This window comes from Cedecea neteri (genome assembly GCF_000757825.1).
GTDB lineage: Bacteria > Pseudomonadota > Gammaproteobacteria > Enterobacterales > Enterobacteriaceae > Cedecea > Cedecea selenatireducens.
Genome location: NZ_CP009451.1, coordinates 379,156 through 405,970, shown reverse-complemented (window position 1 = coordinate 405,970; position 26,815 = coordinate 379,156). Strand labels below are relative to the sequence as shown.

Sequence of the window (26,815 nt, the reverse complement as noted above, 5' to 3'; positions counted from 1 at the left end):
GACACGAGCAATGGCTCACATTGAAGAGTTTGTACATCACCAGCCGCTGGGCGGCAGCGATGATGCCAACACAGCGATCGGTGCTGCAGAAATCGCGGCTGACACCCCGGCGCTAACGCCGCTGATGCTCGATGCAACAAAAGGACTTTTGATGCCCTGGGACGGTGCCAACGCAGGAACGGCAATTGGCGTGCTGGCGCTGAATGTTACCGCCGGGCAGGCCAGCGTGACTTACTACAAGTCCGGGACCTTCCGCACCTCTGATTTGCTCTGGCCAGCTGGCCTTAGCGCGGAGCAGAAGCAAAACGCCTTTGTGGGCAGCGCCGTCAGCGTCAACTAATCAAAATCACCGTGCAAAGGCCGCTAAGCGGCCTTTTTTTAATGGAAAAAATCTATGTCTGATTCTTCTTATTCAACCACTCGCCTCATCGCGGTCACGCAAAAAAAATTCAAATTTGAGCAGTTTTTCAAAAAGCTGTTTTTCGTAGAGTCCTACGAGTTTGACACCGAAAAAGTCGATTTGGCGAAAATTCCTGGCAACGTTGCGATGGCGGTTTATGTCTCGCCGACCGTCGCCGGCGAAGTACTGCGAACCCGCGGGGGGCTGACTACCCAGCTGCAGCCGGGTTACGTTAAACCAAAACACGAGGTAAACCCCAACATGGTGCTGCGCCGTCTTCCGGATGAAGACCCGCAGGCATTGAAAGATCCGGCTTACCGTCACCGCCGCCTGGTGCTGCAGAACCTGAAAGATGAAGAGCTGGCCATCCAGCAGGTCGAAGAAAAGCAGTGTGTGGATGCCGTTGTATTCGGCAAATACATGATGACCGGGGATCAGTTTGAACCCGTGGAAGTGGACCTGCAGCGCAACCCGGCTAACAACATTATTCAGGCCGGCGCGGCGGCATGGTCGCAGCAGGATAAAGCCACTTATGACCCTACGGCCGACCTCATCGCCTACGCGTTGAACGCATCAGGGGTTATCAATATTGCCATTATGGACCCGCTGGCCTGGGCGGAATTCAGCTCGTTTGACAAGGTTGAGAAAAAGCTGGATAGCCGCCGTGGTTCGGTTTCCGTGCTTGAAACGGCGCTCAAAGACCTGGGCAAAGTGGTATCGGTGAAAGGGAATTATGGCGATGTGGTCATCGTCGTTTACTACGGGCAACACATCAACCCGAAAACAGGTGCTAAGGAAAACTACCTCCCGGATAACACCATCATCATGGGCAATACGCAGGCGCGCGGCATCAGTACCTACGGCGCGATTCAGGATATCGAAGCGATTAACGAGGGCATTACTAAAGCCAGTCGCTATCCGAAGAACTGGATCCAGAAGGGCGACCCGGCCCGCGAATTCACCATGACACAAAGCGCCCCGCTGATGGTTCTGGCAGATGCCGATGAATTTGTGGTTATCACCATCGCCTGACCGGCGGCTAATTTTTTCAGGGCTTCGGCCCTGAATACCCAGGAGAAAAAAGATGGCACTTAAAGACGATTTGATTAAACAGCTAAACGACATGGGCAAGCAGCTGGGGCGCACTATCAGCACCGATGGCTCGGTGGAGGATTTGAAACTTCGCGTTCGCGAGGTGCAGGAGGAACTCGACGCGCTGAGCGACGACGGGGACGGTAACGAAGACAGTAACGAAGGCGATGGCGGGCAGGGGGCGGGCGCCGGGGAGTCAACGAACGACACCCCGAAACCGCCTGTTGAAGACCGTGAAAAGGTTGTGCTGGTTCGCGCGCTGCGCACGTTGCACGTGAAAGGCCAGGATCCGAAAACCCGGCGCATGGTGCGTGTTGTTGTGCAGGATAGCGTGGTACTGGTGGCCTCTACCGACCTGCAGGCGCTAAAAGGCCTGGTACGAGAGGTATAAGCCGTGGACGCGTTCGACAATCTTTTCGATGACGCGCTATTCCGGGCGGATTCCGCGATTATCGAGACGATGGGAACTGCCGTTTATTTGCAGATAAACGGCATCTGGAGCCCCGAGCCGGTCAGTGCGGTTTTCGATGATCCGGACGCCGTTGCCGCGTTACCCGGCGGCGCTGCGCTGGCGGATATTGTGGACCCAACGCTGTTTGTAAAAACGGCGTTGATTGCCGGGCTAAAAAAATATGACCGGGTAAAAATTGGGCCGCAAATGTACTGGGTGCTGCACGTGGGCGAGGACGACACCGGCAGCACCGTCGTCCGCCTGGCGCGCGGAGAACCGGGGAAAGCGGCGGCCGGCCCGAGCGGATGGAGTAAAAAATAATGGCTCGCGAAAGACGCTTATCCCGCGACCTCCCGATCGATATCGACCTTTCCGCGCTTAAGCAAATTCAGGGCGTATTGGGTGCCACGCAGAAGCAATTCGAGATGGCCTATTCCCGCGCGCTGAAGCGTACTGCAGTCACGCTGCAGAAGCGTGCTCGAGCAGAAATGAAAGCCGGCATTTCCCCGCGCAGCATGAACTTAGTTCGCCGGCGTCTGATGCATTTCCGACATGGACGATCGGGAAAGACGATGGAAGAGATAAAGCTCTTTTTCGGTCTGAATGCCATCAAAGTTAAGGATTTGAAGGGGCGAATCAAAGGAAAGGTATTGCCGCATCACGAACTGCGTGACCCTGTAACGGGGCGGTATATTGCCGGGGAGGACAGGCGGCGCGCTGTCGCTCCGCCGTCGTTCACGCCCGCCGGGGATATGCCGGCACAAACGTATGACGGGGCATTTATCAGTAAAACCCGGAAAGGCCGGCGTACCATTTTTCAGAAGTCGGGAAAACGCATCCGGGAAGCCGAAGTGCCGATTTATGCCGCGATGCTGGACCGTATAGAAGACAACGTGTTTGGTGAGACGGTGGACATTTTTATGCATCACTTCGAATCCGACCTGCGCGGCCGTGTGAAGCAGAAGATTAATCTTTAAGGAGTTTGTGCGATGCCGCAACCTGTTTCGATTCCCAATTATTATGAAAGCGTGCTCGATGCGCTGCGGGGCATATCCTGGGTGCGGAATGCCGACAGTTATCCGGAAGAAAAAACGCAACTGACAACGCCGGCGGTGTTTCTGTCTATAGCGAACTGGTCGCCAGGCGACGGGGTGACGACCGGCCAATCGTCAATAGCGCTGGAATGCGAGCTGTATATCGTCTGCGACCGGTCCGCGACAACGGATATCACGCGGCCCGCGGTGTTTGTGCAGAGCTGCGCCGCCGATTTAACGCAGTGGATAGCCGGGCATCAATTCGGCATTGAAGGGCTGGAGGGTGCCGTGTTTAAAGGCGCAGAGCCGGATGCTTTTGACCCGAACCTTGATGATTACCTGGTGTGGCGCATCGACTATAGCCAGGGCGCGGTAATGGGCGCCGATCCGTTTGAGTCAAAGGGCGGGCCATTCAAAGGCATTTTTCTCGGTAAAGCGCCGGACATTGGCAGCGCGCACGTGGACGACTACCGGCAGATTTATGGCCAGAGGGAAAAACCTGATGAGTGATCTGGCCGACCTGCAGAAGCGCATTGCCAACATGGTGCGGCGTGGCGTTATCGCTGCCGTGAATCTTGCGCCGCCGCGGCCTTCGTGCCGGGTGCGTCTCGGACAAAATACCACCGGCTGGCTGCCGATTTGCCAGTGGGCCGCCAGCCAGCAGAAGCAAGACTTCCATCCTTACGCCGTGGGCGATGCCGTTACCGTGCTTTCTGAAGCCGGGGATCTGAATAACGGCCGTGTGTTTCCCGGCTGGAATACTGACGCCGTAGCCGCGCCGGAGGGCGACGAAAACACGCATCTCACGAAGTACGCCGACGGGACCGAAATTCGCTACGACCAGGGCGCCCACGCACTCACGATTACGCTTGCCGCTGGCGGTACTTACAAAATCGTGGGTGAGGGAACGCTCGACGGGACGGTGACCGTAACGAAAAAGCTCACCGTCGAAGGTGATGGCCAGTTTAATGCCAACGTTAATGCTGTGGGCAACGTGGGCGCCGGCGGCGAAGTGTCAGACGGTACAAGCTCTATGGGCAAAGTTCGCGAAGTATTCAACGGACACGATCATATCGGCGATTCCGGCGGGCAAACACAGAAACCTAACCAACAAATGTAACCGCTTAGGCGGTTTTTTTACGGGCGAAATTGGATGAACGGAGTGAATGCGAAAAACGGCAAAGCGCTCTCGGGTGATGAGCACCTGCAGCAGTCGGTAGGCGACATTTTAAGCACGCCGATCGGCAGCCGTGTACTTAACCGTCTCTACGGCAGCAAGTTACCGAGCCGGCTCGACAATCCGCAGGACAACGTTACCAGGGTGCGAATTATCGCCGACACCGCCGGTGCGCTGGCTATCTGGGAACCCCGCCTGCAGGTGCAAAAAGTGGAGGTTTTTTTCATCAAATTTGGCGAATTCGAGCTGGCGATAAACGGCAAAAATCGCGAAACGGGCGAGGCGCTGAGGCTTACGGGGCTAAATTTTAATGGCAACAAATACATCAACAATTGATTTATCCGAACTCCCGGTGCCGGATGCCGTGGTTGTTCCGGACAGTGATGCACTGTTTGCTCAGTGGCTCGCAAAACTCAAAGAAGCCGACGCGATTTATGATGCGCTGGTGGCATCTGATCCGGCGTGGAAACAGGGCGAAGTGGTTACGTATAACACCGTTCTGCTTTATCAAAAAGTCAATGACGCTGTGCGGGCGGTGCTGCTGGCCAGCGCTGGCGGTGCCGACCTGGATCAGCTAGGGGCTAACTTTAACGTAAAACGCCTGGTGATTACCGCGGCCGATCCTGACGCCATTCCGCCGGTCGAGGCGGTCTATGAAAGCGATGATGCCTATCGGGAGCGTATCCAGCTGAGCTGGGCGCGACTGAATACGGCCGGGGCATATAACGCGTATCTGTTTCACGGTAAATCAGCGGATGCTGACGTGCTGGACGTGGAAGCATACGGGCCGGAAACGCACGGGCGCAAAGGCGAGGTTGATGTTTATGTTCTTTCAAGGACCGGGGATGGGACGGCCAGTGCGGATTTGATCGCGAAAGTAGACCGCGCGCTAAACCCGGATGATATCCGGCCGCTCACTGATTATGTGCAGACTTATAGCGCGACGTTAAACGCCTACACCGTTGAAGCCGTGCTCGAGATCCCCGCCGGCCCGGACGCCAGCACGATCCTTGAAAACGCGCTTAACAATCTCACAGAGTACCAGGCCGGTCTGCATACCATCGATTCCATGGTCCCGATCTCCGGCATTTATCATGCGTTACATCAGCCCGGTGTTGTTCGCGTGATTTTGACGCAGCCGACGGCCGACATACCGCCTGTCGTGGGCGCCGCGCCGTATTGCAGCGCTAACAACGTCACGATGAGGGATGTTCTCGATGCCGTATAACAGCCTGCTACCGCCTAATGCCTTGCCGGCAGAGCGCGCACTGGAAGCGGCGAATAATTCGCTGGTTCTTGCCGTTCCGCTCACTATCCGCGATGTAAAAAATCCTGATACCTGCCCGCTGCACTTGCTGCCGTGGCTTGCCTGGGAGTATGCCGTCGATTTTTGGGACCCGGCATGGACTGAAGCCCAAAAACGGCAGGTGGTGAAAGATGCGGCTTATGTGCATCAGCACCGCGGCACCGCCGGTGCGGTGCGGCGCGCGCTCGGCGCAGTCGGTTATCCCACCAAAGTTGTTGAGTGGTTTGAAGATGCGCCGCGGGCTGAGCCTTATACATTTCGTGTTGAGGTTTACAGCACGGAAGGCATCAATGCCGCGCTTTATGAGCAGATCCGGCGACAGGTGAACAAGGCCAAAAATTTACGCAGCTTTCTCGCGTCGATAGACATCATCGGTGAAGTGGGCAGTGACGGCGAATTTTACGTGGGCGGCGCCAGCACGGCATTTATTGAAGTGGATATACCAGCAGGAGCGATTTAATGACTGATTATTACAGCACGATAACGGAAAAAGGTGCGGAGCTTGAAGCGGCTGCAGTGGCGAACGGCACAACCGTTAATCTCACACAGTTTGTGATTACCGACGGTGGCGGCCAGCTTTTTAATCCAGACCCGGCATTAACAGCGCTGCCGAATGAAGTCTACCGGGGTGCAATTTCGGGCAAATCGGTTTCACAGGAACAGTTGTCCCAAATTGTACTGCAACTGGTACTGCCTGCAGAGCTGCCCGCCGGTGTAGATGAATTCACGGTCCGGGGGATAGGCATTCTGACCGATGCCGGGGAGCTTTATGCTGTAGGGAGTACAGCGGCAATTGAGAAACCCGCCAGTGGCGTAAATGTCATCATAAATTTCCGGCTGGCCGTGTCTCCCACATCTGACATTGTGCTTGTGGCCACCACGGGTGATGGCCTGTTTTTACGACAAGACGCGAATCTGGCCGACGTTAAGGACGCCGCCGAGGCTTGCGAAAATCTCGGGCTTAAATCAGCGGCTTTTGTTGAAGTGCAAGAAATTATTGGCGATGAGATCGAGGGGCGAGCATTGCTTGCGGGCCGGGCAACGGCAGAGAATGTTGGTGCGGTGCCAACCGCTGGCGGTGAGGTGGGTTATCTCAATAACGCTGAGCATTACAACATCAAAGATAATGTGTGGCCTGGCGTCGGTTCATTTCAGAACCAAATGAACGACCCGAGGGCTCTCTTTTATTCAGCTAATTATGTTGCTAACGGCAATGTTTATTTGCCGATGACGAAAGCGACCGTGGTAACTAATGGCCTGGGGTATCGCGCAACAATCAGCCACGGGGTGTTAGTTTCGGGTAATAGTGATTACCCCAGTTATTGTATTCACATCAGCCAAGAGCAGGGCGACGGCTCGTTTCTTGATAGTACGCTCATTTATAACCCCAATGACGGCTCGCTATCAGTCCCCGGTGAGGCTCACTTTGGTGATGCGACCATTGGAGCGCTCGGTGATGTTTACGGTCCGACGTGGGGTGGCTGGCTCAGTGCGTGGTTGGGTGCAAATACAGTCACGGGAACTTACATGGAGCAGCGACTTGCGCAGGTGCAGGCGTGGGTACAGCAGTATTTCGTGCTCGGCGTTCAGTTTGGCGCGGCGGTAACAGAGTGGTGGCCTGGCAGCGGCGGGGATGCATGGCCGGGGCATGTACTGACGGGCGGGGATTATGGTGATGACCAGTCCTACGCTCGCTTTAAACCGATTCTGCAATATATAAATGGTGTCTGGGCGAATATCCCAGGGTGATATGAATATGAAACATTATAAAAATTTCAAAAAAGTAGAGCCGACCGCAGCGCAGATTAAGCGATTCGGCAAAGAAGCAGCTCGACGCATGGAATTCTTAGCATCTGAAAATAGCGAATGCTGGTTCGAGTGTCAGAAGCTATTCGCAGACGACACGATAAAAATCATGTACGACAGTAACAATATTATTTTAGCGATAGTAGATGAGCCCATACCCGGCATGGGCGATACGCTGTGCGCTGGCGCACTTTGGCCGCGCAACATGTCAGTGATGGAAGTTGCCCCGGCCGATTTCCCTGTGGGGTGTTGTGCTGATGGTGCGTGGAGCGTGATGGGCGGCGAAATCATTCGTGATGAAAAGCTGGTCGAGCTGCTGGCAATTCGACGCAACACGAAAATACGCGATAAAAAAGTAATGGCAGCTATGGCGCAACTGAACATGCTTCAGATTAGTGCAACGATGAAAGCATCCCGCTCCGGCGATACTGAGAAGCTTGCAGCATTGCACAAAGAAATTATCACTCTGCGTGATATTGATTTGACTCTCGAAAACCCTGCATGGCCCGAAACCGCTTAATCCATTTTTATTCAAAAGTCCCATGACCGCCGCCCGGCGGTTTTTTTATATCTGGAGATAAATAATATGTCCGAACTTCACGGCGTTGAGACGATTGAACTCACGCAAGGAACGGTTGCTGTAACGACAATCCGAACGGCGGTAATTGGGCTGGCCGGTACTGCTCCGGATGCCGCCACGGGGACCGTTGCGGCATTACAAACAGGCTCCGCATTGCTGGATAGTCTGCTGGTATTTAGCGCGAAGAAAGCCGGTGTGGTGGGAAATAAATACTCGGTCACGGCGGCTGCGGCCATTCTTGATCCGGCCGACTCGAAAGAGATTATGCCGGCTATAAAATACGTGGACGGTGTGCTCGATATCACGCTGGGTATTGATGATAAGGGCGAAGTTACGACCACCGCTGCAGAGGTGATGACACTTGTGAATGCGCTCGCTGATTCGGATATCACCGCGGCGGTCACAGGAGAGGCCACCGGCATTGTGCTGCCGTTCTCTGAAGCACTAGCCGGCGGCACTGATGAGCCCTATCCGCTCAACGTGCCGGTCGTTGTCGCCGGCGGCATTTCGCAGGCTAAAAAGCTGGGGGCTACCGGCAGCCTGCCGGCGGCACTGGCTGACATTTTCGATCAGGAAGGGGCGCTGGTTGTCATTGTGCGCGCCGAAGCTGACGAAAAAGAAGAGACGCAGCGCGCGAATATCATCGCGGCCGTGGCGGCGCTGCAGGACAGCAAATCCATTACGACGTATCAGCCGCGTATCCTGATCGCGCCCGATTTTTCGGATGATGGCGCGGTGGCTAAACAACTGGAAACGACGGCCAATAAGCTGCGCGGCGTGGCGTATGTTGATTCGGCATCGATGGCGACGGCGCAAGATGTTGTGCTGCGTCGTAGCATGTTCGGCGCCCGCGTTGAGCTGCTGCGCCCGCACGTTGCACAAGCGGCTACTACCGGCGAAATCATCTATCGCCCTTATTCCGCATGTGCCGCCGGGCTGCGCGCTCGCATCGACCGCGAGAACGGCTGGTGGTGGAGCAAGTCGAATCAGGAAATCATGAACATCCTGGGCGTCGAGCAGGTGGACAGCTTCGAGCTGAATGACCCGAACTGCGTGGCCAACTTGCTGAACATGGATAACGTTTCAACGATTATTCGTTACGACGGTTTCAGGCACTGGGGGAACCGCCTCTGCACCACCGACCCCCAGCTGCGCTTTGAGTCGGTCCGCCGTTCCGCGGATGTTATCGAGGACTCTATCGAGCAAACGATGATGCTCTACATTGACCGCCCGCTCGATAAGCAGGTGGCCGATGACATCATCGGCACGATTAATTCTTACATGCGTAAGCTTAAAGGGCTGGGGGCTATTTTCGGCGGTAAGGCATGGCTTGATGAAGAGCTGAACACGGCCGAAACGATCGCCGCCGGCGTGCTCTATATCGATTATGACTTCGGGCCAAAATCGCCGCTTGAGCACCTGGTGATGCGCGTGAAGATTAACAACACATACGCTGTGGTGGAGATGGTTACTAAATGAATAAAAACATGTTACGCGCCTGGACTCTGTTTCTGAACGGCGGGCTCCGCCTGCCCAGCTCGCATGAGTACACGCCGACAGAACTGTCGATTATCAAAATCGATATGCGCACCGGTGGCATGGACATGGCCGCGCCGGTCGACGACGGCATGGAACCGATGATGTGCTCCTTTAAGCTTTATGGCATGGATACTAACGTCCTGGCGTCGTTTGGCATGACCAGCGGCAGCAGTTTCCCGCGCCTTACTGCATATGAGGGTTATCAGTACACCGGCGGAGAGTACGGGCGTATTGATGAGATGGAAGGGATCATAACTAAAATCACGCCTGATGCCCGGCCAAACAGCAACCTGGGTGACGCGTCGTTAAATGTGGAAATGAGCCTCAATTATTACCGTTCCACGCTCGACGGCCGGGAGCTTTTCGAGATTATCCCGGATCAGTTTGTGCGGCGCGTAAACGGCGTGGATGTGCTTGCCGGCCTGCGCAGTAAAGTTCGTATTTAACCCCATCAATTTTCCCTGACAAGGCACCCATGCGGTGCCTTTTTTATTGGAGTTTTTATGTCATTTCCAGATAACAAAATTGAAATTACCCTCGATTTTCCATACACCACCCTTGCCGGCGTTGAAATTGAAAAAATCGTGATGCGCTCGCCGACTGTGCGCGATCGTCTGCTGCGCAAAAAAGATAAACGCGACGACATGGAGGCGGATATCCATATGATTGCCAACATGTGCGGACTGGAATCAGAGGATCTGATGAACATGGAAGGGTGCGATTACCTGCGTCTGGAGCGCCAGTTCAATGTTTTTTTAACACCGGTCATCGCGCGGAAGAAAGCGAAATCCTGACCGGCTTCCGGCGGCTCGGGGGTTGGTTTGGCTGGCAGCCGGATCAAATCCTCGCGATGCCGTTTGAAACATTCGTGCAGCTCATTTTCGATGAGCAGCAGGAGCGCATAAAGCTGGCTCAGGCCAGAAAGGGAAGGCGGTAAATATGGCAACGGTAGGGCAAAACCTGCAGGCAAACATCAAATTTGGCGGCAATATCGATCCGAGCTGGAGCAAATCGGTTTCCGGGCTTAAAGACGGTCTGAAGGGTGTCGAAAAACAATCAAAAACACTCACGGGCCAGCAGGAGAAGCTTGCAAAAAAAATCAAAGAGGGCGTGCTGGCCGGCAAAAACGTGGCCGAAATGCGCAAGCAGTACGACAAGCTCACCCGGCAAATTCAGCGGGCCACCACCGAACAGGAAGGGATGAACAAAGCGCTGCAGCGCGCCGAACGAATGGACCGCTGGAAGGGACGGGGGCGTGCTGCAGCAGGAAAAGCAGGTGGCATGATGGGCGGGCTTGCTCGCTGGGGCTCCGCCGGGCTGATTGCCGGCGCAGCTGGCGCGCTGGCATCGCCGATCGCGCTGAACCAGGAAACGGCCGAACAGGCCGGGCTGGCCCGGTCCTACGGGGTGGATATCGGGACCTATAAGGCGTGGGACGGTATAGGAAAGCAGGCGGGCTTAAACGGTGAAAACGTCGGGGACTTGTTCGAAGAATATAAAAACAAGGTTTCTGACTATATGGAGGACCCCACCAAAGGCGCCCTGCATGATGCGCTGCCGGCGCTGGGGTTTAAAGCCGGCGACTTAGCCGGCATGAATAACCAGCAGCAAGGTGAAGAGGTCATAAAGCGCCTGATGAACATGAAAGACGAGCAACGTTCAGCCGGGCTGGCCGATGCCATTTTTGGTGGAGAAGGTAACAAGCTTTTGACGTTTATGCGGCTTTCCGGGAAATCATATAAAGACCTGATGGACGAGCAGCACCGCTACAACATGGTGACGCAGGAAGGCGCCGATGGTGCCGTTGAAGGGAATATGGCTTTCAACAATCTTTGGACCGTATTCACCACCGGCGCGCAGGAAATTGCCGGCGCCATTGGCGGGGAATTGTCGCCAAAAATCCGCGAGGTGAGCGACGACCTCGCGGCATGGTTTAAAGGCGGGGGAATAAATAAAGTTAAAACGATGCTGATGGAAGATATTTATCCAGCGATTGCGAGCTTTATTAAAGGCGTTATTTATGTCGGGAAAGTGATTTACGCCGTTGCTGAAAAGTTATCCTGGCTGCTGCCGGATGAGAAAGAAATTCAGGATAAAAAGCAAAAGCTGCTCACGCAGGTAGCGGCCGGCAACTCATCCCCGGAGATGATCGGCGCGATGGCAGAGGATATGGACCTCGGCGACTGGTACAAAAAAACGATTACACCGGAAAAGACTCGACAGCTCCGCGCGCAGTGGCAGTTGAGCAAGAGCACGACTGGCGGAACGGCTTCAGCTGAAGAACAGCAAAAATTGATGGATATTGTCGATCCTGCAGCAGGCGGCAGCGGTGGCTTTGATGCGCTCTTAAATCAGGGGAAAGGCCCATCGCTCGGCGATGCGCTGGAAGGAACAAGCGGCACGGGCGGGCGTGGCACCATGCAGTTAAATCAGGACAACAAAACGACCATTGAAATCTATCAGCAGCCGGGCGAGTCGCAGGATGCACTTGCGCAGCGCATTGCCGAAACGAACAGAAGCCAGGATATGTATAACGGCCATAACATTATGGGCGACATGATCGAGGGCTGGGGCTAATGAGCGAAATTCTGGATGCCTTTTATCAAGCCGACTCCGCAAACACTGGCCCGGCCCCCAGCGATGCGCCGCGCATTATGCTTAGCTTTGGCTCGTTTGAGTTCTCTATAGATACCGCAGCATACAAGACGCTGACGCGAGAGGCGAGCTGGCGATGGGCTGAGCAGCAACGAACGGGCAAGCAAGACCTCTTGCAATACACTGGCAAGCCGGGGCGCACAGTAAAACTGGAAGGCGAGGCGCACTGTTCGTTTAGAAACGGCGTAGAGGCTATCGACGATCTTTATGACCTGGGTGACCTCGCCGAGCCTCAGCTTTTAGTGACGAGTGAAGGGGATGTGATGGGCTATTGGGTAGTAAAAGAATTTACGGACACGATAACCAGCCTTCTGCCGGGCGGCGCGGCGCGGCATAAAACTTTTTCGGTGACAATACAACATTATGGCGACGATCTGGACAACCTCTGACGGCGATGTTTTAGACGCAATTTGTGTGAAAAATTACGGCGATGCAGGGCTTAATCAGTCGCTGGCGGCGGTACTCGATGCGAATCCGGGGCTGGCTGATTTGGGGGCTATTTATCCTGCTGGCGTTGAAATTACGCTGCCGGCATGGACCGCAGAAGCAGAGGAAAGCAGCGTGAGTTTATGGGATTAAGGCATGGAATATAAACCGACATTCACCCTTACAGCTGAAGGTAAAGATATTACGCAGGCCATAGCGCGGGGGCTCAGTAATATCAAACTGACGGACTACGGCGGCGCCACGGGCAAGAGCGATACTCTTGATATCACGCTTTATTCCGAAACACTGACGCTCCCGAAAAAGGGCGCCCGGCTGCGTCTGGGGCTGGGATTTAATGACAAAATGCAGGACAAAGGCTGGTTTGTTGTGAGCAAGGTGCAGAGCAGTGGCCCGCCCCGACAAATAACGATCAGCGCCACTGCCGCGCCGATGAACAGTGCAAAGCAAAGTGGTGATGTAACAAGCCAAAAAACGCGGTCATTCGACGATGTAACTCTGGGGGATATCGTAAAAACGCTGGCCACCGACAATGGCCTGCAGGCGAAGATAGCGGAAGCACTGAGCGACATTAAAATCGCCCATATTGACCAGGTCCGGGAGTCGGACGCGGCGTTGCTGAGCCGCCTCGCGAAACAATATGACGCCGTGAGTAAGCCGAGCGGGGGATACTGGCTTTTCCTGCCGCAGGGCGATGGAACGACGGTCAGCGGCAAGCAGCTGGCATCGATAACGATAACGCCAGATAAGGGCGGCCGTTGGAACTATATCGAGGGAGAGCGAGACGGCGCTGCGAAGGGCAGCAAATCAGGTAAAGTCAGCGTGAATTACTTTGACCCTTCAACCGGCGAGACAAAAACGACACAGACGGAACATCCCGGCGGCTCAGATAAGCAGCATCCGTACACGCAGCCGAGCAAGGATGCAGCGCAGGCGAGCGCAAAGGCTAAGGCTACACAGATGAAGCGCAACGGTCGGAAAATGTCTATCACGATGCCCTGCAGGCCGTCATTACTGCCCATTACTGCAGAGTCGAGAGTCACTACCCGCGGTTTTGGTGTTCGAGAGGATCATACCTGGCTGACTGAATCTGTGAGCTTTTCGCTCAGCACTGGCGGCATGACCGTGGATTTTAGCCTGGCGACGGATATCAAGCCGCAGGGAAAAAAAGGGAAGGAAGAAAAGAAATCGGGGCCGGATTATTTTTCATAGAGTTACAGCATGCCACTCAGTATAAACGGAGTGTCCCTTCGATGATTTTGTAGATGGACAGGTCGTCTTTCCCTTCTTTTGGCAGCAAAAAATAAATTCACCCTCCACCAAAGCCTTAGCGGATCGCCGCAGTTCTTCTATTGATTCCCGAAAATTCCAAAATATACTGTATGTATAAACAGTATTTATTGGAGGTTTTATGGCGTTCCCATCCCCAGCTGCTGATTACGCCGAAAGCCGTATTTCTCTCGATCGGCAGCTGATCAGCCATCCTGCAGCGACTTACTTCATGCGGGCTATGGAAACGCATTTGCGGGCAGGGATAGTGAAGGGCGCATTGCTCGTTATCGATAACTCGGTAACAGCATGTGATGGTTCAATTCTGGTCTGCGAGCTGGAAGGTGGGTTCCAACTGCGGCGCTTACGTCTCTATCCGCGGAAATGCCTGGAGCGGATGGATACCGGAGTGAGGGAGCATTACGGAGAGGGCGTAGAGGTGTTTGGCGTCGTGACGTACATCATCAATGATGCGCGAACCGACGAGTTTGATGATAACCCGTGTATGTGAATCGTCGATGTTTGCGCTAGTTGATGTTAATTCGTTTTACGCCTCGTGCGAGACAGTATTCAGGCCAGATCTGCGGGGTAAACCTGTCGTTGTTTTGTCGAATAACGACGGCTGTGTGATTGCCCGGAGTGCGGAAGCCAAAGTGCTCGGTATCAAGATGGGAGAACCGTATTTCAAACAGCGGGATTTGTTCCAGCGCTACGGCGTGGTGTGCTTCAGCAGCAACTATGAGCTGTATGCTGATATGAGCAACCGCGTGATGACTACGCTGGAAGATATGTCTCCCCGCTGTGAGATTTACTCCATCGATGAGGCTTTCTGCGACCTGGCCGGAGTCAGAAACTGCCGGGATTTAACCGACTTCGGAAGGGAGATTCGTGCGGCAGTTTTGCAGCGTACGCGAATGACGGTCGGCGTAGGCATAGCGCAAACAAAAACCCTGGCCAAGCTGGCGAATCATGCTGCGAAGCAATGGCAAAAGCAGACGGGAGGCGTGGTTGATTTATCTAACACGGACAGGCAGCGGAAGCTGATGGCTGCGCTGCCGGTTAGCGAGGTTTGGGGCGTCGGCCGGCGCATATCAAAAAAGCTGGAAACTATGGGCATCAATACCGTTCTCCAGCTTGCGGACACCGACATTCGATTTGTCCGGAAGCACTTCAATGTGGTACTGGAGCGTACGGTTCGCGAGCTACGTGGTGAGCCTTGCCTCGGGCTGGAAGAGTTCGCCCCGACGAAGCAGGAAATTGTGTGTTCCCGTTCCTTTGGTGAACGCGTCACAGAGTACGAACAGATGCGCCAGGCTATATGCAGTTATGCTGCCCGGGGTGCAGAAAAGCTTCGCGGTGAGCATCAATACTGCAGGTATGTTTCAGCATTCGTAAAAACGAGTCCGTTTGCAGTGAATGAACAATATTACGGCAACCATGCATCAACGAAATTACTCACGCCAACGCAGGACACGCGGGATATTATCGCGGCCGCCTGCAGGTGCCTGGATGCTATCTGGCAGGATGGTCACCGATTTCAGAAAGCAGGGATCATGCTGGGAGATTTTTTCAGCCAGGGCGTGGCTCAGTTAAACCTGTTCGACGATAACGCACCCAGGCCCAACAGCGAGCAACTGATGAAGGTGCTGGACCATCTTAATGCGAAGGACGGAAGAGGGACGTTGTACTTCGCCGGGCAGGGTGTCCAGCAGGCATGGAGGATGAAGAGAGATATGCTTTCACCTCATTACACTACACGTTTTGTTGACTTGCCTAAGGTAAAATAATGTTGCTATGTGCTGGCAGTGATTTCCCCATTTCTCCCCAATAAATCTCTAAGTCAAATGATGGTTTGGACTTTTATCTGGGCATCAACATTTGGATAGTTTAGTTAGGGGTATAAGTTCGTCATCCGCCCATCTCGAATCCTCTTCAAAAGCCCTCCTGTCGCTGGTTGATTGATATCTACCTTTACGGTGTTATCCCGGAATACGTGCCCTCGACCATCCTTAATCGATGGCGGGAAAATGCGCCCTTCTCTGACCCATCGATGTACTGTTTCAAGGCTGCGTTGCCGTGGCTGACGTGTGTTCCAGTTTTGTCCTCATAACTTTATTAACAATGCTGCACAGTACCCCACATCTTATCGCAGACAACAAAAAAAACGGCTCGGTGGTTGGGATGAAATATATATTACATACAATCGGTTATGGTGTATTTTGTCCGGTTGGAACTCAAGCGCATCAAGAAATTAGGTAGAAAAAAAATCAAGTTTTTAGGGGGCGTAATCAAGGAAAATCCATAGCTTGAGCCGATCGTTTGATTTTTCTTGATTGGTTCTGTCGATCATTGTATATTCTGATCATCACCAGATTGAGGTAAGCCAATGTCGAAAAATATCTTTAGTTACGCAGAGTTTTATGGCTTCCTCCAGGCTCTACCGGACTTGGGTATTGTTCCTGAGGCGACTGCCCGAAACTTGAAAGAATCGTCCCTTCGGTTGTTTAATGTCACCTCGCCACTTCCTGAAACTGATATTCGCGACTTAGACGTTAACGAAGTGGTGGGAGATTATAAAATGTTTTCGTCAGTGGATGTTTCACGTGCAACTATTCAGTCATATAAAAGCCGATTACTTTCCGCCATTCAGAAATTCGTTGAATTCCAACAATTAAAATATGGGGTAGTGATGGAGAGCATTCCTCAAGAAGAATCAGTTAAACCAAAGCGTCGCAAACGAGTAGATGGTAAACACGAGAATGCTTTGGAAGCGATAAAAACATTTGCGCTCCCTATACCTATTCGCGATGGGTTGATTCTTAGAATTGAAAATATGCCAATGGATTTGAGCTTTGATGAGGCCGAACGCATAGCTACTATCATCAAGTCATTTGCCATCAAATAGTAAAAAAGCCCCGCTGCAAACGGGGCTTTTAGGGTCGGAAATACTGCAAATATTTCCGGAGTGTATGGAGGATTGCCCACCGCTACACCTATATATCAACGGAATTAGGATAGCGGTTCTCCAAATAAACTACAACCTGTACGGGTAAACAGGCTGTATACAAAAACAGGAGAAAAATCATGGCTCATGATGCAAATCGTAATGACTTCATCTACGAACACGACAAGCCGGTTTATGTCCGCAGCTACTGCCGCGTCCGTTTCGGTGAACTCGAAAATGTTCGTCAACACTTCCGTTCTTACCCGAACTGCTGAAGATAACTAAAATCCCCCGGCCAGCTTGGCTGGGGGTTTTTATCTCAGCGGACTCTCTCATATCTACTCACAATCAACTCACTTCGTTATCTGACCGCCTGTCCTGCCATCAAAGTAGGAACTAGCTCGCCGTAATGTAACCGGCTGTAACTAAACGAAGTTATGTGAGGGTGATAGCTACATAAGAGCTAAGCTGCCCCGCCGTAACAGGGCGGTAAATTTTAAGCTAATGACGCCATGCATCGGCAATCTTTTTCCCAGCGTAAGCTCTCTTGCCGCGCCACCTCTCCCAGCCTCATGATCTCTTCAATGGTCAGGTTTTTAAGATTGTCATGCCCGATCACCACATAACCACACCGACGCAGCATTTCCGTGTGACCATCAACGGTGGCCACAAGCTCTTCAGGGCGTAATGCGTTCATTGCTACCACCTGGCCCCGATCGTTCACATCAGTGATATAGCGAAAGGCGCTGCCGGCAGGGAACATTGGCAGAGTGGGAAGGGAAGGTGGCGCGGTATATTCTCTCAGCTGGTTCTCCATGCGATCGAACTCGGCAATGTAGGCTTCTTTAAATGCCGCTGCCTTTTTGCCAGTAAATCCCATCACCAGGAAGAAGAAGCCGTTACGTGTCATTTCGTAGGCTTCGATCTCGCGTTCGTCAAAGCCTGCCTGGGCATTTACTACGACGGCTGAAAAGTTAGCCGTCGTGAAGTTTGCCGAGCAATCAAGCAGCCTAATTTTCTGTAAAACGTTTTTATGCTCTTTGCCAAAGAAGTTGGCAACGGCGATCGAGGTGGTAACGGCGCGGTTATTGTTGACGGTGATTTCAGGTGTTACTGAAGATAGAAGATCGCTCATGATGAAATTCCTTGTAAGTAAGGATAATCACCACTACTGACGCCAATCAGTGGGTGGTGAGGCGTACAAGGTTGGCGTAACCGGTCATCACGAAACCCGGCGAGCCTTTCGGCTCCCTTGCACACCCCACCATAATTTGGGTGCGGCTGTGCTTAGCGCATAAAAAAACCGCAAACGCGGCTATGCGTCGTGATGTAGTCCGGGACGCCAATCCCGGCACCAGATTTTGCTGGTGCACGGCGAGTATCGAAAAAAATCATCCTGGTGTCAATTTCCTGTCAAAAAAAGTGCCTTTTCAAATCCGATTTAGGTCCGATTTTGGGGGCAAATTTGGGGGCAAAATCGCGTTTGGGGGCAGATTTGGGGGCATGTCAATGACTGTATATGTCCCCAGGTGTCTGTTTTTAGTTCCTTTCAAGTGGCTGATAATTATATAAAATATAAGATTATCAATAACCTAAAAATTACGGTACTATACCCCCCTACAGTACCAAAGGGGCGGTTATGCCACACTCTCCGGAAGACAAAAAACGCATTTTGACCCGCGTCAGGCGCATTCGCGGCCAGGCGGAGGCGCTTGAGCGCGCGCTGGAAAACGGCGATCCGTGCCTCGCCATTTTGCAGCAGATCGCCGCCGTTCGCGGCGCGGCCAACGGCCTGATGGGCGAAATGATGGAAATTCACCTTAAAGATGAGCTGGTCAGCGGCGACACGTCTGAAGAGCAGCGTGCGCTGCGGATGGCGGAAGTCGGGAATTTGCTGCGCTCTTATCTAAAATAAAAACACCCCCACCAAAAGGAAGAAAACGATGAAATCACGTGCTGCGGTGGCCTTTGGGCCGGGTAAACCTTTAGAAATAGTTGAAATCGACGTCGCGCCACCGCAAAAAGGTGAAGTGCTGGTGAAAATCACCCATACCGGCGTTTGCCATACCGATGCCTTTACGCTGTCCGGCGATGATCCGGAAGGCGTGTTCCCGGCGGTGCTGGGCCACGAAGGCGGCGGCATCGTGGTTGAAGTGGGCGAGGGCGTGACCAGCCTGAAGCCGGGCGACCACGTCATTCCGCTTTATACCGCAGAATGCCGCGAGTGTAAGTTCTGTAAGTCCGGCAAAACCAACCTTTGCCAGGCCGTGCGCGCCACCCAGGGGAAAGGGCTGATGCCGGATGGCACGACCCGCTTCTCCTACAAGGGCGAGCCAATTTATCACTACATGGGCACCAGCACCTTCAGCGAATATACCGTGGTGGCGGAGATCTCTCTGGCGAAAGTAAACCCTCAGGCGCCGCTGGATAAAGTGTGTCTGCTTGGCTGCGGCGTAACTACCGGCATTGGCGCGGTGCACAATACGGCGAAAGTGAAAGAGGGGGATACCGTCGCGGTATTTGGCCTCGGCGGGATCGGCCTGGCGGTGATTCAGGGCGCGGTGCAGGCAAAGGCCGGGCGCATTATTGCCATTGATACCAACCCGGAGAAATTTACTCTCGCCCGCGAAATGGGCGCGACCGACTGCATCAACCCGAAAGATCACGAGCAGCCAATTCAGGATGTGATCGTCGAGCTGACCGACGGCGGGGTGGATTACAGCTTCGAATGTATCGGCAACGTGAACGTGATGCGTTCCGCGCTGGAATGCTGCCATAAAGGCTGGGGTGAGAGCGTGATTATCGGCGTGGCGGGCGCAGGTCAGGAAATTAAAACCCGTCCATTCCAGCTGGTGACCGGCCGCGTATGGCGTGGCTCGGCGTTCGGTGGCGTTAAAGGCCGTACTCAGCTGCCGGGCATGGTGGAAGACACCATGGCGGGTAAAATCAATCTCGACCCGTTCATCACTCACCGTATGCCGCTGGATAAGATCAACGAAGCGTTTGATCTGATGCACGAAGGCAAATCTATTCGCACCGTGATCCACTTCGGTGAAGAGTAAGCAGTAAAAAGGGAAGGCTTAGTGCCTTCCCGTATTGAGCGACAACATTGGGAGGCTAAAAGCCTCCCTTTTGTTTATTGCTGCAGGTCGAAACGGTCAAGATTCATGACTTTCGTCCACGCGGCGATAAAGTCTTTGGTGAATTTCTCTTCCGCATCCTGGCTGGCATAAACTTCGGCCAGCGAGCGCAGCACGGCGTTAGAGCCAAAGACCAGATCGGCACGGGTGCCGGTGTATTTCACTTCCCCGCTGAGGCGGTCGCGGCCCTCAAACAGTTCAGAACTTGCGTCGGTGGCTTTCCACTCGGTGCGCATATCCAGCAGATTGACGAAGAAATCGTTGGTCAGCTCGCCCGGACGAGAAGTTAGCCCGCCGTGCTGGCTTTCATCGTAGTTAACCCCCAGCGCACGCAAACCACCAATCAGCACCGTCAGCTCAGGCGCGGTCAGCGTCAGCTGCTGTGCTTTGTCGATCAGCAGCGCTTCGGTTGACGTAGCGTTGGCGACGCGCCGATAGTTTCTGAAGCCATCGGCGGCCGGTTTCAGCAGCTCAAAGGATTCGATGTCGGTCTGCTCCTGAGTGGCGTCAACGCGACCCGGCGTAAACGGCACTTTGCTGTGGCTGGCCTTCTCAATACCCACCACGCCGGCCAGCACGATAACATCGGCCAGAGACGCTTTACCGGAGGCCTTTTGAATCGCTTCCAGCACCGGCAGGGCGCGAGCCGCAACGGCGTTTACTTCCCAACCACGCTGTGGAGCCAGAGCTAGTCGGGCACCGTTCGCGCCACCGCGTTTGTCGCCGCCACGGAAGGTTGAGGCTGAAGCCCACGCGACAGACACCAGTTCGCTGACGGACAGGCCTGAATCAGCAATAGCGTTCTTGAGCGAGTCAATGTCTGCGCTGGACGGTGCGTGGGTGGCTTGCGGTAACGGATCCTGCCAAATCAGATCTTCTTTTGGTACTTCCGGCCCGATGTAACGTGCTTTTGGCCCCATATCGCGGTGCGTCAGTTTATACCAGGCGCGGGCGAAGGCTTCGTTGAAGGCCTGTGGGTCGTTCAGGAAGCGGCGAGAAATTTTCTCGAACTCCGGATCGAAGCGTAGCGTAAGGTCGGTCACCAGCATCGTTGGTTTACGTTTTTTAGCCGGGTCAAACGGATCGGGAATGATATCCGGGCCGTTGGTCGCCTCAAACTGAATGGCGCCTGCCGGGCTGCGGGTTTGCACCCAGTCATAGCCGAACAGGTTTTCAAAGAAGTAGTTGCTCCACTGGGTTGGCGTTTGCGTCCAGACCACTTCCAGGCCGGAAGTGATGGCATCTGCGCCGACGCCGCTGTTGTAGCTGCTTGCCCAGCCAAGACCCTGCGATTCGAGCGGGGAAGCTTCCGGATCTGCGCCCACGTGGGTGGCGGCGGCAGAGCCGTGCGTTTTACCTAAAGTATGGCCGCCGGCAATCAGCGCGACGATCTCTTCGTCGTCCATGCCCATGTTGCCAAAGGTGGCGCGGATAGCAGGCGCCGCAGAAAGCGGATCGCCGCTGTGCTCAGGGCCCTCCGGGTTCACGTAAATCAGGCCCATTTCGGTGGCGCCCAGCGGGGCCTGAGCCAGAGATTCCGGGTGGCGGTGCTCCAGCCACTCTTTCTCGCTGCCCCAGTTCACGTCGAGGTCTGGTTCCCACACGTCTTCACGACCGGCACCGAAGCCAAAGGTACGGAAGCCCGCGTTTTCCAGCGCCACGTTACCGGCAAGAATAATCAGGTCAGCCCAGGAAATTTTCTGGCCGTATTTTTGTTTAACAGGCCACAGCAGGCGGCGGGATTTATCGAGGCTGACGTTATCTGGCCAGGAGTTCAGCGGAGCAAAACGCTGTTGACCGCGGCCGGAACCACCGCGGCCGTCGCGGGAGCGATAGGTGCCCGCGCTGTGCCACGCCATACGGATAAAGAGACCGATATAGCTGCCCCAGTCGGCAGGCCACCAGGACTGAGAATCTGTCAACACTGCTTTGATGTCGCCTTTCAGGGCATAGTAATCGAGTTTGCTAAATTCTTTGCGGTAGCTGAAGTTGCCGTCCAGCGGGTTAGAGCGGTTGGAATGTTGGTTCAACAGGTCGACGCGCAGCTGATGCGGCCACCAGTCCTGATTGCTGGTCCCTTCGCCGGCGATATCCGTGCTCTGGCCGTGGTGAAATGGGCACTTTCCTGCGCCCGCTGAGGAAGCGTCGTGTAAGTCAGTAGAATTGCTCATTTTGCTCTCCGTTATATGTATGCCCGCTAACGATAGTCTGTACGATCGATAATTAATATCTGGATGGGCCTACGAATTTGATAGCCATTACCTTTTAAACGCAAAATTTTACGACCCTATAATTTTAGTTCTGATTGGTTGATTTGCAGGAAAAACCCGTCTGATTGTCTGGAAAATAAACGAAGCGGAAACGTGCTGGCTGGAGAGGTAAGAGGGGACAGATGAACGCACACCCAGGGTGGCGCTCATCCGTGGAGAGCGGTTACTGAGCAGTCGGTTTCAGCAGGGTATTCTCCGGGGTTTTCTGCGCCAGGAATTGCTGCTGGAAAATGCACATCCGAATGGCATCGCGGTACTGACCGTTGATAAAGAATTCGTGGATCAGCTCGCCTTCGACGATAAAGCCCAGCTTTTTGTAGATATGGACCGCTTTCTCGTTCTCTTTGTCGACAATCAGGTACAGCTTGTAGAGGTTGAGCACGGTAAAGCCGTAGTCCATCGCCAGCCTGGCGGCGCGAGAGGCGAGCCCTTTGCCCTGAAACTCCGGGGTGATGATTATCTGAAACTCAGCCCGGCGGTGAATATGGTCGATTTCTACCAGCTCAACCAGGCCCGCGTTCACGCCGTTGCAGTCGATAACAAAGCGACGTTCGCTCTGATCGTGGATGTGTTTATCATACAGGTCCGAAAGCTCAACGAATGCTTCGTAAGGCTCTTCAAACCAGTAGCGCATGACGCTGGCGTTATTGTCTAACTGATGGACGAAACGAAGATCTTCGCGCTCAAGGGGGCGAAGTCGGATAGGCGGTGGGTTACTCATAGCAAATCCTTGCGCAGATGGTGGCGAGGCTTCTTATGCAGAAGCCTCGTAGAGGTAGGGATGATTATGGATTAACGGCGCGGCCGGTGCGACGATCCAGGCAGCGCAGGGTGTTCGGCTCCCAGTAGGCGTTCACGTTGGCGCTCTGCTGGCATTTGTCGAAGGTATCCTGCGCGGCATCCTGTTTATCCCAGTTTTTATCGCCACGTGCAGATTCACGGTCAAAGACCTTTTCGTTATGGCGATTGATTTTCTGGCGCAGGCCGCGGGTGTCGTTCCACTGCTCTTTTTCTTCCGCCGCACGCTGGCGGGTCAGAGAGTTCTCTTGTCCCCCGACGCCGTTCCCGGCCCCCTGAACAACGACAACGTTGGTGTCTGCCTGAACCGGTACGGAAACAATGAATGCGGCACCCAGCAAGGCTAACGGCATCCATGACAGAGACTTACGAAGGATTGAGTTCATTAAGATTTCCTTTTAGGTTTAACGCTACTAATCATATCATTGGGCTTGATTAGCGCCTAATTGCGCCTTTCATGGACACCATTATTACTGAAGAAAACACAATATGATCAAAACAACGCTGCTATTTTTTGCCACCGCGCTGGCGGAGATTATTGGCTGCTTCCTGCCGTGGCTATGGCTAAAGCGTAACGGCTCGCCGCTGTTATTGCTGCCGGCAGCGCTGTCGCTGGCGATGTTTGTCTGGCTGCTGACGCTGCATCCTGCCGCCAGCGGGCGGGTCTATGCTGCCTATGGCGGGGTATATGTTGTCACCGCGCTGCTTTGGTTGAGAGTTGTGGACGGCGTGAAGCTGAGTATCTATGACTGGACCGGAGCCGCAATTGCCTTCTGCGGCATGCTTATCATCGTTGCGGGCTGGGGCCGGGCCTGAATTTATTCGCCGCGAATAGCAAAAAAGAGAATAAAAAAACGGAGCTGCAACGGCTCCGTTTCTATTTATACCGCAAGAATTATCCTTCGCGGTGCACGCTCAATCCGGCAAACGACTGGCTAACCGGCATCATTTCCAGGGTATTAATATTGACGTGTTTCGGTAATGTTGCCACCCACCAGACCGCCTCGGTAACGTCTTCCGGCGTCAGCGCGTTGGCGTTCTCGTAGGTTTTCCCGGCTTTGTCATCGTCGCCTTTAAAGCGCACGTTGGAAAACTCGGTGCCGCCGACCATGCCCGGTTCGATATCGGTCACGCGAACGGCGGTTTTGTGCAGGTCGGTACGCAGGTTAAGGCTGAACTGACGCACAAATGCTTTGGTTGCTCCGTACACGTTGCCGCCAGCGTAAGGCCAGCTTCCCGCCGTAGAACCGATGTTAATAATATGGCCGCGATTACGCTCGACCATCCCCGGCAATACGGCGCGGGTCATGTAGACCAGGCCCTTGTTGTTGGTATCGATCATGTTTTCCCAGTCGTCGACGTTGGCTTTATGCGCAGGCTCCATGCCCAGCGCCAGCCCGGCGTTATTGACCAGAATATCAATCTGCTGCCATTGGGCAGGCAGGCTAGCCAGCGCTTCTTCTATAGCGGCGCGGTTGCGTACATCCAGCTGCAGCGTAAGCAGGTTGTCGCCCAGCTCTTCTTTAAGCTCAAGCAGGCGTTCCTGACGGCGGCCGGTGGCAATAACCTTGTGGCCATTTTTAACGAAACGGCGGGTAATGCTTTCGCCAAAGCCCGCGGTAGCACCCGTAACCAGTACAATCATCTCTCTGTTCCTCAACGCTTTTGTCCTGCACTACCTTAGCACGCTAACGGGCCTCGGTAATCTTAGTTTTCTTTTAAGAAACGTGTCGAAATACGCTATAACTAACCCACATTTCAGGTTACCGGGAGTAGAGGATGTTGCACAGCAACCCGTTTTTCCAGCCGAGCTTATTGCCTTATCAGGCGCCGCATTTCGATGAGATCACCCACGAGCATTACCGCCCGGCCTTCGACGAAGGTAAGCGAATCAAGCGTGAAGAAGTTGCCGCCATCGCCGGTAACCCGGCAGCCCCGACGTTTGACAATACTTACCTGGCTCTGGAGAAAACCGGCGCGATGCTCGGGCGTGTCACCACCGTTTTCTACGCGATGACTTCGGCGCACACCAATGATTTCCTCCAGCAGCTGGACGAAGAATTCTCCACCGAACTGGCCGAGCTGGCGGATGAAATTCGCCTGAACGACGTCTTATTCTCTCGTCTTAATCGCGTTTATGAGCAGCGCCACGATCTTAATCTTGAGGCAGAATCCCTGCGGCTGGTGGAAGTTACCTGGCAATATTTCAAGCTGGCGGGCGCTACGCTCGGCGAGCAGGACAAAACCCGCCTGAAAGCGCTGAATAAAGAGAGCGCACAGCTGACAAGCCAGTTTAATAACCGCCTGCATGCGGCAGATAAAGCCGGTGGGCTGGTAGTTGAAAGCGTTGAGGCGCTTGAAGGCTTAAGCAGCGCGGAAATTGCGGCGGCGGCGCAGGCCGCTGCCGACAAAGGTCTCGAGGGGAAATGGTTACTTCCATTGCTCAACTTTACCCAGCAGCCGGCGCTGCAAAGCCTGAGCAATCGGGCAACGCGACAGGCGCTTTTTGAGGCTGGCTGGACGCGTTCCCAGCGTAATGATGCCCACGATACTCGCGCTATTGTCGCCCGTCTGGCCACGCTGCGAGCCGCTCAGGCAAACCTCTTAGGCTTTGAAAACTATGCCGCATGGAAAATGGCCGACCAGATGGCGAAAACGCCTGACGCGGCGTTACGCTTTATGCGGAACATCGTGCCTGCCGCAACCGGGCGCGCTCGCCGCGAGCTGAAAGACATTCAGGACGTGATTGACGCTCAAAAAGGGGGCTTCCAGGCTGCGACATGGGACTGGCAGTTCTATGCCGAACAGGTGCGTAGCGCGAAGTACGATCTCGACGAAGGGCAAATCAAACCCTACTTTGAACTTAACGGCGTGCTGACCAACGGCGTCTTCTGGGCCGCCAGTAAGCTCTTCGGGCTGCGTTTTGTGGAGCGCTTTGATATCCCGACTTATCACCCGGATGTGCGTACCTGGGAAATTTTCGACAAAGACGGCCGTGGAATGGCGCTGTTTTACGGCGATTTCTTTGCCCGCGACAGCAAAGGCGGCGGGGCGTGGATGGGGAATTTTGTTGAACAGTCCACGCTGTTTGACGCGATGCCGGTTATCTACAACGTCTGCAACTATACGAAACCCGCTTCCGGCGAGGCCGCGCTGATTTCCTGGGATGACGTAGTGACGCTGTTCCACGAGTTCGGCCATACGCTGCACGGCCTGTTTGCTACGCAGCGTTATGCGAGTCTTTCAGGCACCAACACGCCGCGTGATTTTGTGGAGTTCCCGTCGCAAATCAACGAGCACTGGGCGAGCCATCCAGAGGTCTTTGCTAACTATGCCCGTCATTACCAGACCGGCGAATCGATGCCCGAGTCGCTGCGCGGCAAGCTGTTCCGCTCCGCGCAGTTCAACAAAGGCTACGACATGACCGAACTGCTGGCGGCGGCGCTGCTGGACATGAACTGGCACAGCCTGGCGCCAGATGCGGATATTGACGACGTGACGCGTTTTGAAGCCGAAGCGCTGGAAAAAGAACATATTAATCTGGCAGAAGTCCCGCCACGCTACCGCAGCAGCTATTTTGCCCACATTTTCGGCGGCGGCTACGCGGCGGGTTATTACGCCTATATCTGGACGCAAATGCTGGCGGATGACGGCTATCGGTGGTTTGTGGAGCAGGGCGGGCTCACGGCTGAAAACGGCCAGCGCTTCCGCGAAGCGATTCTCTCACGCGGTAACAGTAGCGATCTGGAAGCGTTATACCGTGACTGGCGAGGATACGATCCGCGCAGTGAGCCGATGCTGAAAAATCGAGGTCTGGCCGAGGAATAATGTCGAAGAAAGCGCTCTCACTAGTGTAGCCACAGTGAAATCGCACTTAACGCAAACTGCAAAGCCCTGATTTGCGTTAAGT

Annotated in this window: 32 protein-coding genes and 1 pseudogene; 27 read left to right on the top strand and 6 right to left on the bottom strand. The window is 54.2% G+C overall.

What is annotated here, in order from left to right:
• The first annotated feature begins 10 nt into the window (after window positions 1-10).
• The 21 genes from JT31_RS01785 to JT31_RS01685 all read left to right on the top strand — a co-directional run bounded on the left by JT31_RS01785 (window position 11) and on the right by JT31_RS01685 (window position 15,540).
• A complete protein-coding gene (locus tag JT31_RS01785) occupies window positions 11-340 on the top strand; it encodes a head decoration protein (RefSeq protein WP_038472663.1) in 330 nt (109 codons plus the stop codon).
• Between the two features lie 54 nt (window positions 341-394).
• Window positions 395-1,432 (top strand): major capsid protein, encoded by a 1,038-nt coding sequence (locus JT31_RS01780; RefSeq protein WP_038472661.1) that lies wholly within the window; start codon window positions 395-397, stop codon window positions 1,430-1,432.
• Window positions 1,433-1,484: 52 nt separating this feature from the next.
• Window positions 1,485-1,883, top strand: a complete 399-nt coding sequence (gene gpFI, locus JT31_RS22725) for a DNA-packaging protein FI (RefSeq protein WP_052048943.1) — start codon at window positions 1,485-1,487, stop codon at window positions 1,881-1,883.
• Window positions 1,884-1,886: 3 nt separating this feature from the next.
• Window positions 1,887-2,264, top strand: coding sequence for a head-tail joining protein (locus JT31_RS01770; protein ID WP_038472659.1), 378 nt, complete (start codon window positions 1,887-1,889; stop codon window positions 2,262-2,264).
• A complete protein-coding gene (locus JT31_RS01765) occupies window positions 2,264-2,920 on the top strand; it encodes a hypothetical protein (protein WP_038472657.1) in 657 nt (218 codons plus the stop codon). Before JT31_RS01770 ends, JT31_RS01765 begins: the two co-directional genes overlap by 1 nt.
• A gap of 12 nt (window positions 2,921-2,932) precedes the next feature.
• Window positions 2,933-3,487 (top strand): hypothetical protein, encoded by a 555-nt coding sequence (locus tag JT31_RS01760; protein WP_038472654.1) that lies wholly within the window; start codon window positions 2,933-2,935, stop codon window positions 3,485-3,487.
• Window positions 3,480-4,097 carry a phage baseplate assembly protein V gene (locus JT31_RS01755; RefSeq protein ID WP_038472652.1) on the top strand — a complete coding sequence of 206 codons (618 nt, stop codon included), beginning with the start codon at window positions 3,480-3,482 and terminating at the stop codon, window positions 4,095-4,097. The genes JT31_RS01760 and JT31_RS01755 overlap by 8 nt, the downstream gene beginning before the upstream one ends.
• A 33-nt stretch (window positions 4,098-4,130) precedes the next feature.
• Window positions 4,131-4,490, top strand: a complete 360-nt coding sequence (locus JT31_RS01750; RefSeq protein ID WP_038472649.1) for a GPW/gp25 family protein — start codon at window positions 4,131-4,133, stop codon at window positions 4,488-4,490.
• Window positions 4,465-5,382 (top strand): baseplate assembly protein, encoded by a 918-nt coding sequence (locus tag JT31_RS01745; protein WP_038472646.1) that lies wholly within the window; start codon window positions 4,465-4,467, stop codon window positions 5,380-5,382. Before JT31_RS01750 ends, JT31_RS01745 begins: the two co-directional genes overlap by 26 nt.
• Entirely contained in the window at window positions 5,372-5,920 is a 549-nt protein-coding gene (locus JT31_RS01740; protein WP_038472642.1) for a phage tail protein I, read from the top strand. Before JT31_RS01745 ends, JT31_RS01740 begins: the two co-directional genes overlap by 11 nt.
• The gene (locus JT31_RS22720; protein WP_052048942.1) at window positions 5,920-7,209 is read left to right on the top strand and encodes a phage tail protein; all 1,290 of its coding nucleotides are present in this window, start codon (window positions 5,920-5,922) and stop codon (window positions 7,207-7,209) included. Before JT31_RS01740 ends, JT31_RS22720 begins: the two co-directional genes overlap by 1 nt.
• Window positions 7,210-7,216: 7 nt before the next feature.
• Complete coding sequence (locus JT31_RS22715; RefSeq protein WP_158399816.1) at window positions 7,217-7,786, top strand: tail fiber assembly protein; 570 nt, start codon at window positions 7,217-7,219, stop codon at window positions 7,784-7,786.
• A gap of 66 nt (window positions 7,787-7,852) precedes the next feature.
• A complete protein-coding gene (locus JT31_RS01725; protein WP_038472639.1) occupies window positions 7,853-9,325 on the top strand; it encodes a phage tail sheath C-terminal domain-containing protein in 1,473 nt (490 codons plus the stop codon).
• On the top strand, window positions 9,322-9,831 hold the full coding sequence (locus JT31_RS01720; RefSeq protein WP_038472635.1) for a phage major tail tube protein: 510 nt from the start codon (window positions 9,322-9,324) through the stop codon (window positions 9,829-9,831). The genes JT31_RS01725 and JT31_RS01720 overlap by 4 nt, the downstream gene beginning before the upstream one ends.
• A gap of 57 nt (window positions 9,832-9,888) precedes the next feature.
• Window positions 9,889-10,179: a phage tail assembly protein gene (locus tag JT31_RS01715; protein ID WP_038472632.1), complete on the top strand. Its 291-nt coding sequence runs from the start codon at window positions 9,889-9,891 to the stop codon at window positions 10,177-10,179.
• 145 nt (window positions 10,180-10,324) lie between these two features.
• Entirely contained in the window at window positions 10,325-11,962 is a 1,638-nt protein-coding gene (locus JT31_RS01710) for a hypothetical protein (protein WP_052048940.1), read from the top strand.
• Entirely contained in the window at window positions 11,962-12,429 is a 468-nt protein-coding gene (locus JT31_RS01705; protein WP_038472630.1) for a phage tail protein, read from the top strand. Before JT31_RS01710 ends, JT31_RS01705 begins: the two co-directional genes overlap by 1 nt.
• Window positions 12,404-12,619 (top strand): tail protein X, encoded by a 216-nt coding sequence (locus tag JT31_RS01700; protein WP_038472627.1) that lies wholly within the window; start codon window positions 12,404-12,406, stop codon window positions 12,617-12,619. Before JT31_RS01705 ends, JT31_RS01700 begins: the two co-directional genes overlap by 26 nt.
• 3 nt (window positions 12,620-12,622) lie before the next feature.
• A complete protein-coding gene (locus tag JT31_RS01695; RefSeq protein WP_038472624.1) occupies window positions 12,623-13,696 on the top strand; it encodes a contractile injection system protein, VgrG/Pvc8 family in 1,074 nt (357 codons plus the stop codon).
• A 199-nt stretch (window positions 13,697-13,895) separates the two neighbouring features.
• Entirely contained in the window at window positions 13,896-14,264 is a 369-nt protein-coding gene (locus JT31_RS01690) for a S24 family peptidase (protein ID WP_038472621.1), read from the top strand.
• Window positions 14,265-14,271: 7 nt separating this feature from the next.
• A complete protein-coding gene (locus JT31_RS01685; RefSeq protein WP_038472619.1) occupies window positions 14,272-15,540 on the top strand; it encodes a Y-family DNA polymerase in 1,269 nt (422 codons plus the stop codon).
• A 104-nt stretch (window positions 15,541-15,644) separates the two neighbouring features.
• Here the strand turns inward: JT31_RS01685 and JT31_RS22890 are convergent.
• Window positions 15,645-15,794 (bottom strand): annotated as a pseudogene (locus JT31_RS22890) (excisionase); the annotation flags it as partial.
• Between the two features lie 345 nt (window positions 15,795-16,139).
• Here JT31_RS22890 and JT31_RS01680 point away from each other — a divergent pair.
• Complete coding sequence (locus JT31_RS01680) at window positions 16,140-16,658, top strand: hypothetical protein (protein ID WP_038472616.1); 519 nt, start codon at window positions 16,140-16,142, stop codon at window positions 16,656-16,658.
• A gap of 179 nt (window positions 16,659-16,837) precedes the next feature.
• Window positions 16,838-16,972: a hypothetical protein gene (locus tag JT31_RS24170; protein WP_268747018.1), complete on the top strand. Its 135-nt coding sequence runs from the start codon at window positions 16,838-16,840 to the stop codon at window positions 16,970-16,972.
• Window positions 16,973-17,193: 221 nt separating this feature from the next.
• Here JT31_RS24170 and JT31_RS01675 read toward each other — a convergent pair whose 3' ends face one another.
• Complete coding sequence (locus JT31_RS01675) at window positions 17,194-17,832, bottom strand: Rha family transcriptional regulator (RefSeq protein ID WP_052048939.1); 639 nt, start codon at window positions 17,830-17,832, stop codon at window positions 17,194-17,196.
• A 504-nt stretch (window positions 17,833-18,336) separates the two neighbouring features.
• Here JT31_RS01675 and JT31_RS01670 point away from each other — a divergent pair.
• Together JT31_RS01670 and JT31_RS01665 are read left to right on the top strand one after the other, a co-directional pair.
• Window positions 18,337-18,612, top strand: coding sequence for a metal/formaldehyde-sensitive transcriptional repressor (locus tag JT31_RS01670; RefSeq protein ID WP_038472613.1), 276 nt, complete (start codon window positions 18,337-18,339; stop codon window positions 18,610-18,612).
• 28 nt (window positions 18,613-18,640) lie between these two features.
• Window positions 18,641-19,759 carry an S-(hydroxymethyl)glutathione dehydrogenase/class III alcohol dehydrogenase gene (locus JT31_RS01665; protein ID WP_038472610.1) on the top strand — a complete coding sequence of 373 codons (1,119 nt, stop codon included), beginning with the start codon at window positions 18,641-18,643 and terminating at the stop codon, window positions 19,757-19,759.
• A 74-nt stretch (window positions 19,760-19,833) separates the two neighbouring features.
• Here the strand turns inward: JT31_RS01665 and katG are convergent, their stop codons facing one another.
• The 3 genes from katG to JT31_RS01650 all read right to left on the bottom strand — a co-directional run bounded on the left by katG (window position 19,834) and on the right by JT31_RS01650 (window position 23,291).
• Window positions 19,834-22,008, bottom strand: coding sequence for a catalase/peroxidase HPI (katG, locus tag JT31_RS01660; protein WP_038472608.1), 2,175 nt, complete (start codon window positions 22,006-22,008; stop codon window positions 19,834-19,836).
• Window positions 22,009-22,270: 262 nt separating this feature from the next.
• Complete coding sequence (gene speG, locus JT31_RS01655; protein ID WP_038472605.1) at window positions 22,271-22,828, bottom strand: spermidine N1-acetyltransferase; 558 nt, start codon at window positions 22,826-22,828, stop codon at window positions 22,271-22,273.
• Between the two features lie 64 nt (window positions 22,829-22,892).
• Window positions 22,893-23,291 carry a DUF1283 domain-containing protein gene (locus tag JT31_RS01650; RefSeq protein ID WP_038472602.1) on the bottom strand — a complete coding sequence of 133 codons (399 nt, stop codon included), beginning with the start codon at window positions 23,289-23,291 and terminating at the stop codon, window positions 22,893-22,895.
• A 103-nt stretch (window positions 23,292-23,394) separates the two neighbouring features.
• On the opposite strand from JT31_RS01650, the gene JT31_RS01645 reads away from it, so the two are divergent.
• On the top strand, window positions 23,395-23,721 hold the full coding sequence (locus JT31_RS01645) for a YnfA family protein (RefSeq protein WP_038472600.1): 327 nt from the start codon (window positions 23,395-23,397) through the stop codon (window positions 23,719-23,721).
• Between the two features lie 79 nt (window positions 23,722-23,800).
• On the opposite strand, the gene ydfG is transcribed toward JT31_RS01645, so the two are convergent.
• Entirely contained in the window at window positions 23,801-24,550 is a 750-nt protein-coding gene (ydfG, locus tag JT31_RS01640; RefSeq protein ID WP_038472597.1) for a bifunctional NADP-dependent 3-hydroxy acid dehydrogenase/3-hydroxypropionate dehydrogenase YdfG, read from the bottom strand.
• A 134-nt stretch (window positions 24,551-24,684) separates the two neighbouring features.
• Between ydfG and dcp the strand changes: the two genes are divergently transcribed.
• On the top strand, window positions 24,685-26,733 hold the full coding sequence (gene dcp / locus JT31_RS01635) for a peptidyl-dipeptidase Dcp (protein WP_038472594.1): 2,049 nt from the start codon (window positions 24,685-24,687) through the stop codon (window positions 26,731-26,733).
• Window positions 26,734-26,815: the final 82 nt, after the last annotated feature.

Coding starts and splice junctions, on each gene's coding strand:
- JT31_RS01785 (WP_038472663.1), top strand. CDS start 11: ATGGCTCACATTGAAGAGTTTGTACATCACCAGCCGCTGGGCGGCAGC.
- JT31_RS01780 (WP_038472661.1), top strand. CDS start 395: ATGTCTGATTCTTCTTATTCAACCACTCGCCTCATCGCGGTCACGCAA.
- gpFI (WP_052048943.1), top strand. CDS start 1,485: ATGGCACTTAAAGACGATTTGATTAAACAGCTAAACGACATGGGCAAG.
- JT31_RS01765 (WP_038472657.1), top strand. CDS start 2,264: ATGGCTCGCGAAAGACGCTTATCCCGCGACCTCCCGATCGATATCGAC.
- JT31_RS01760 (WP_038472654.1), top strand. CDS start 2,933: ATGCCGCAACCTGTTTCGATTCCCAATTATTATGAAAGCGTGCTCGAT.
- JT31_RS01755 (WP_038472652.1), top strand. CDS start 3,480: ATGAGTGATCTGGCCGACCTGCAGAAGCGCATTGCCAACATGGTGCGG.
- JT31_RS01750 (WP_038472649.1), top strand. CDS start 4,131: ATGAACGGAGTGAATGCGAAAAACGGCAAAGCGCTCTCGGGTGATGAG.
- JT31_RS01745 (WP_038472646.1), top strand. CDS start 4,465: ATGGCAACAAATACATCAACAATTGATTTATCCGAACTCCCGGTGCCG.
- JT31_RS01740 (WP_038472642.1), top strand. CDS start 5,372: ATGCCGTATAACAGCCTGCTACCGCCTAATGCCTTGCCGGCAGAGCGC.
- JT31_RS22720 (WP_052048942.1), top strand. CDS start 5,920: ATGACTGATTATTACAGCACGATAACGGAAAAAGGTGCGGAGCTTGAA.
- JT31_RS22715 (WP_158399816.1), top strand. CDS start 7,217: ATGAAACATTATAAAAATTTCAAAAAAGTAGAGCCGACCGCAGCGCAG.
- JT31_RS01725 (WP_038472639.1), top strand. CDS start 7,853: ATGTCCGAACTTCACGGCGTTGAGACGATTGAACTCACGCAAGGAACG.
- JT31_RS01720 (WP_038472635.1), top strand. CDS start 9,322: ATGAATAAAAACATGTTACGCGCCTGGACTCTGTTTCTGAACGGCGGG.
- JT31_RS01715 (WP_038472632.1), top strand. CDS start 9,889: ATGTCATTTCCAGATAACAAAATTGAAATTACCCTCGATTTTCCATAC.
- JT31_RS01710 (WP_052048940.1), top strand. CDS start 10,325: ATGGCAACGGTAGGGCAAAACCTGCAGGCAAACATCAAATTTGGCGGC.
- JT31_RS01705 (WP_038472630.1), top strand. CDS start 11,962: ATGAGCGAAATTCTGGATGCCTTTTATCAAGCCGACTCCGCAAACACT.
- JT31_RS01700 (WP_038472627.1), top strand. CDS start 12,404: ATGGCGACGATCTGGACAACCTCTGACGGCGATGTTTTAGACGCAATT.
- JT31_RS01695 (WP_038472624.1), top strand. CDS start 12,623: ATGGAATATAAACCGACATTCACCCTTACAGCTGAAGGTAAAGATATT.
- JT31_RS01690 (WP_038472621.1), top strand. CDS start 13,896: ATGGCGTTCCCATCCCCAGCTGCTGATTACGCCGAAAGCCGTATTTCT.
- JT31_RS01685 (WP_038472619.1), top strand. CDS start 14,272: ATGTTTGCGCTAGTTGATGTTAATTCGTTTTACGCCTCGTGCGAGACA.
- JT31_RS01680 (WP_038472616.1), top strand. CDS start 16,140: ATGTCGAAAAATATCTTTAGTTACGCAGAGTTTTATGGCTTCCTCCAG.
- JT31_RS24170 (WP_268747018.1), top strand. CDS start 16,838: ATGGCTCATGATGCAAATCGTAATGACTTCATCTACGAACACGACAAG.
- JT31_RS01675 (WP_052048939.1), bottom strand. CDS start 17,832: ATGAGCGATCTTCTATCTTCAGTAACACCTGAAATCACCGTCAACAAT.
- JT31_RS01670 (WP_038472613.1), top strand. CDS start 18,337: ATGCCACACTCTCCGGAAGACAAAAAACGCATTTTGACCCGCGTCAGG.
- JT31_RS01665 (WP_038472610.1), top strand. CDS start 18,641: ATGAAATCACGTGCTGCGGTGGCCTTTGGGCCGGGTAAACCTTTAGAA.
- katG (WP_038472608.1), bottom strand. CDS start 22,008: ATGAGCAATTCTACTGACTTACACGACGCTTCCTCAGCGGGCGCAGGA.
- speG (WP_038472605.1), bottom strand. CDS start 22,828: ATGAGTAACCCACCGCCTATCCGACTTCGCCCCCTTGAGCGCGAAGAT.
- JT31_RS01650 (WP_038472602.1), bottom strand. CDS start 23,291: ATGAACTCAATCCTTCGTAAGTCTCTGTCATGGATGCCGTTAGCCTTG.
- JT31_RS01645 (WP_038472600.1), top strand. CDS start 23,395: ATGATCAAAACAACGCTGCTATTTTTTGCCACCGCGCTGGCGGAGATT.
- ydfG (WP_038472597.1), bottom strand. CDS start 24,550: ATGATTGTACTGGTTACGGGTGCTACCGCGGGCTTTGGCGAAAGCATT.
- dcp (WP_038472594.1), top strand. CDS start 24,685: ATGTTGCACAGCAACCCGTTTTTCCAGCCGAGCTTATTGCCTTATCAG.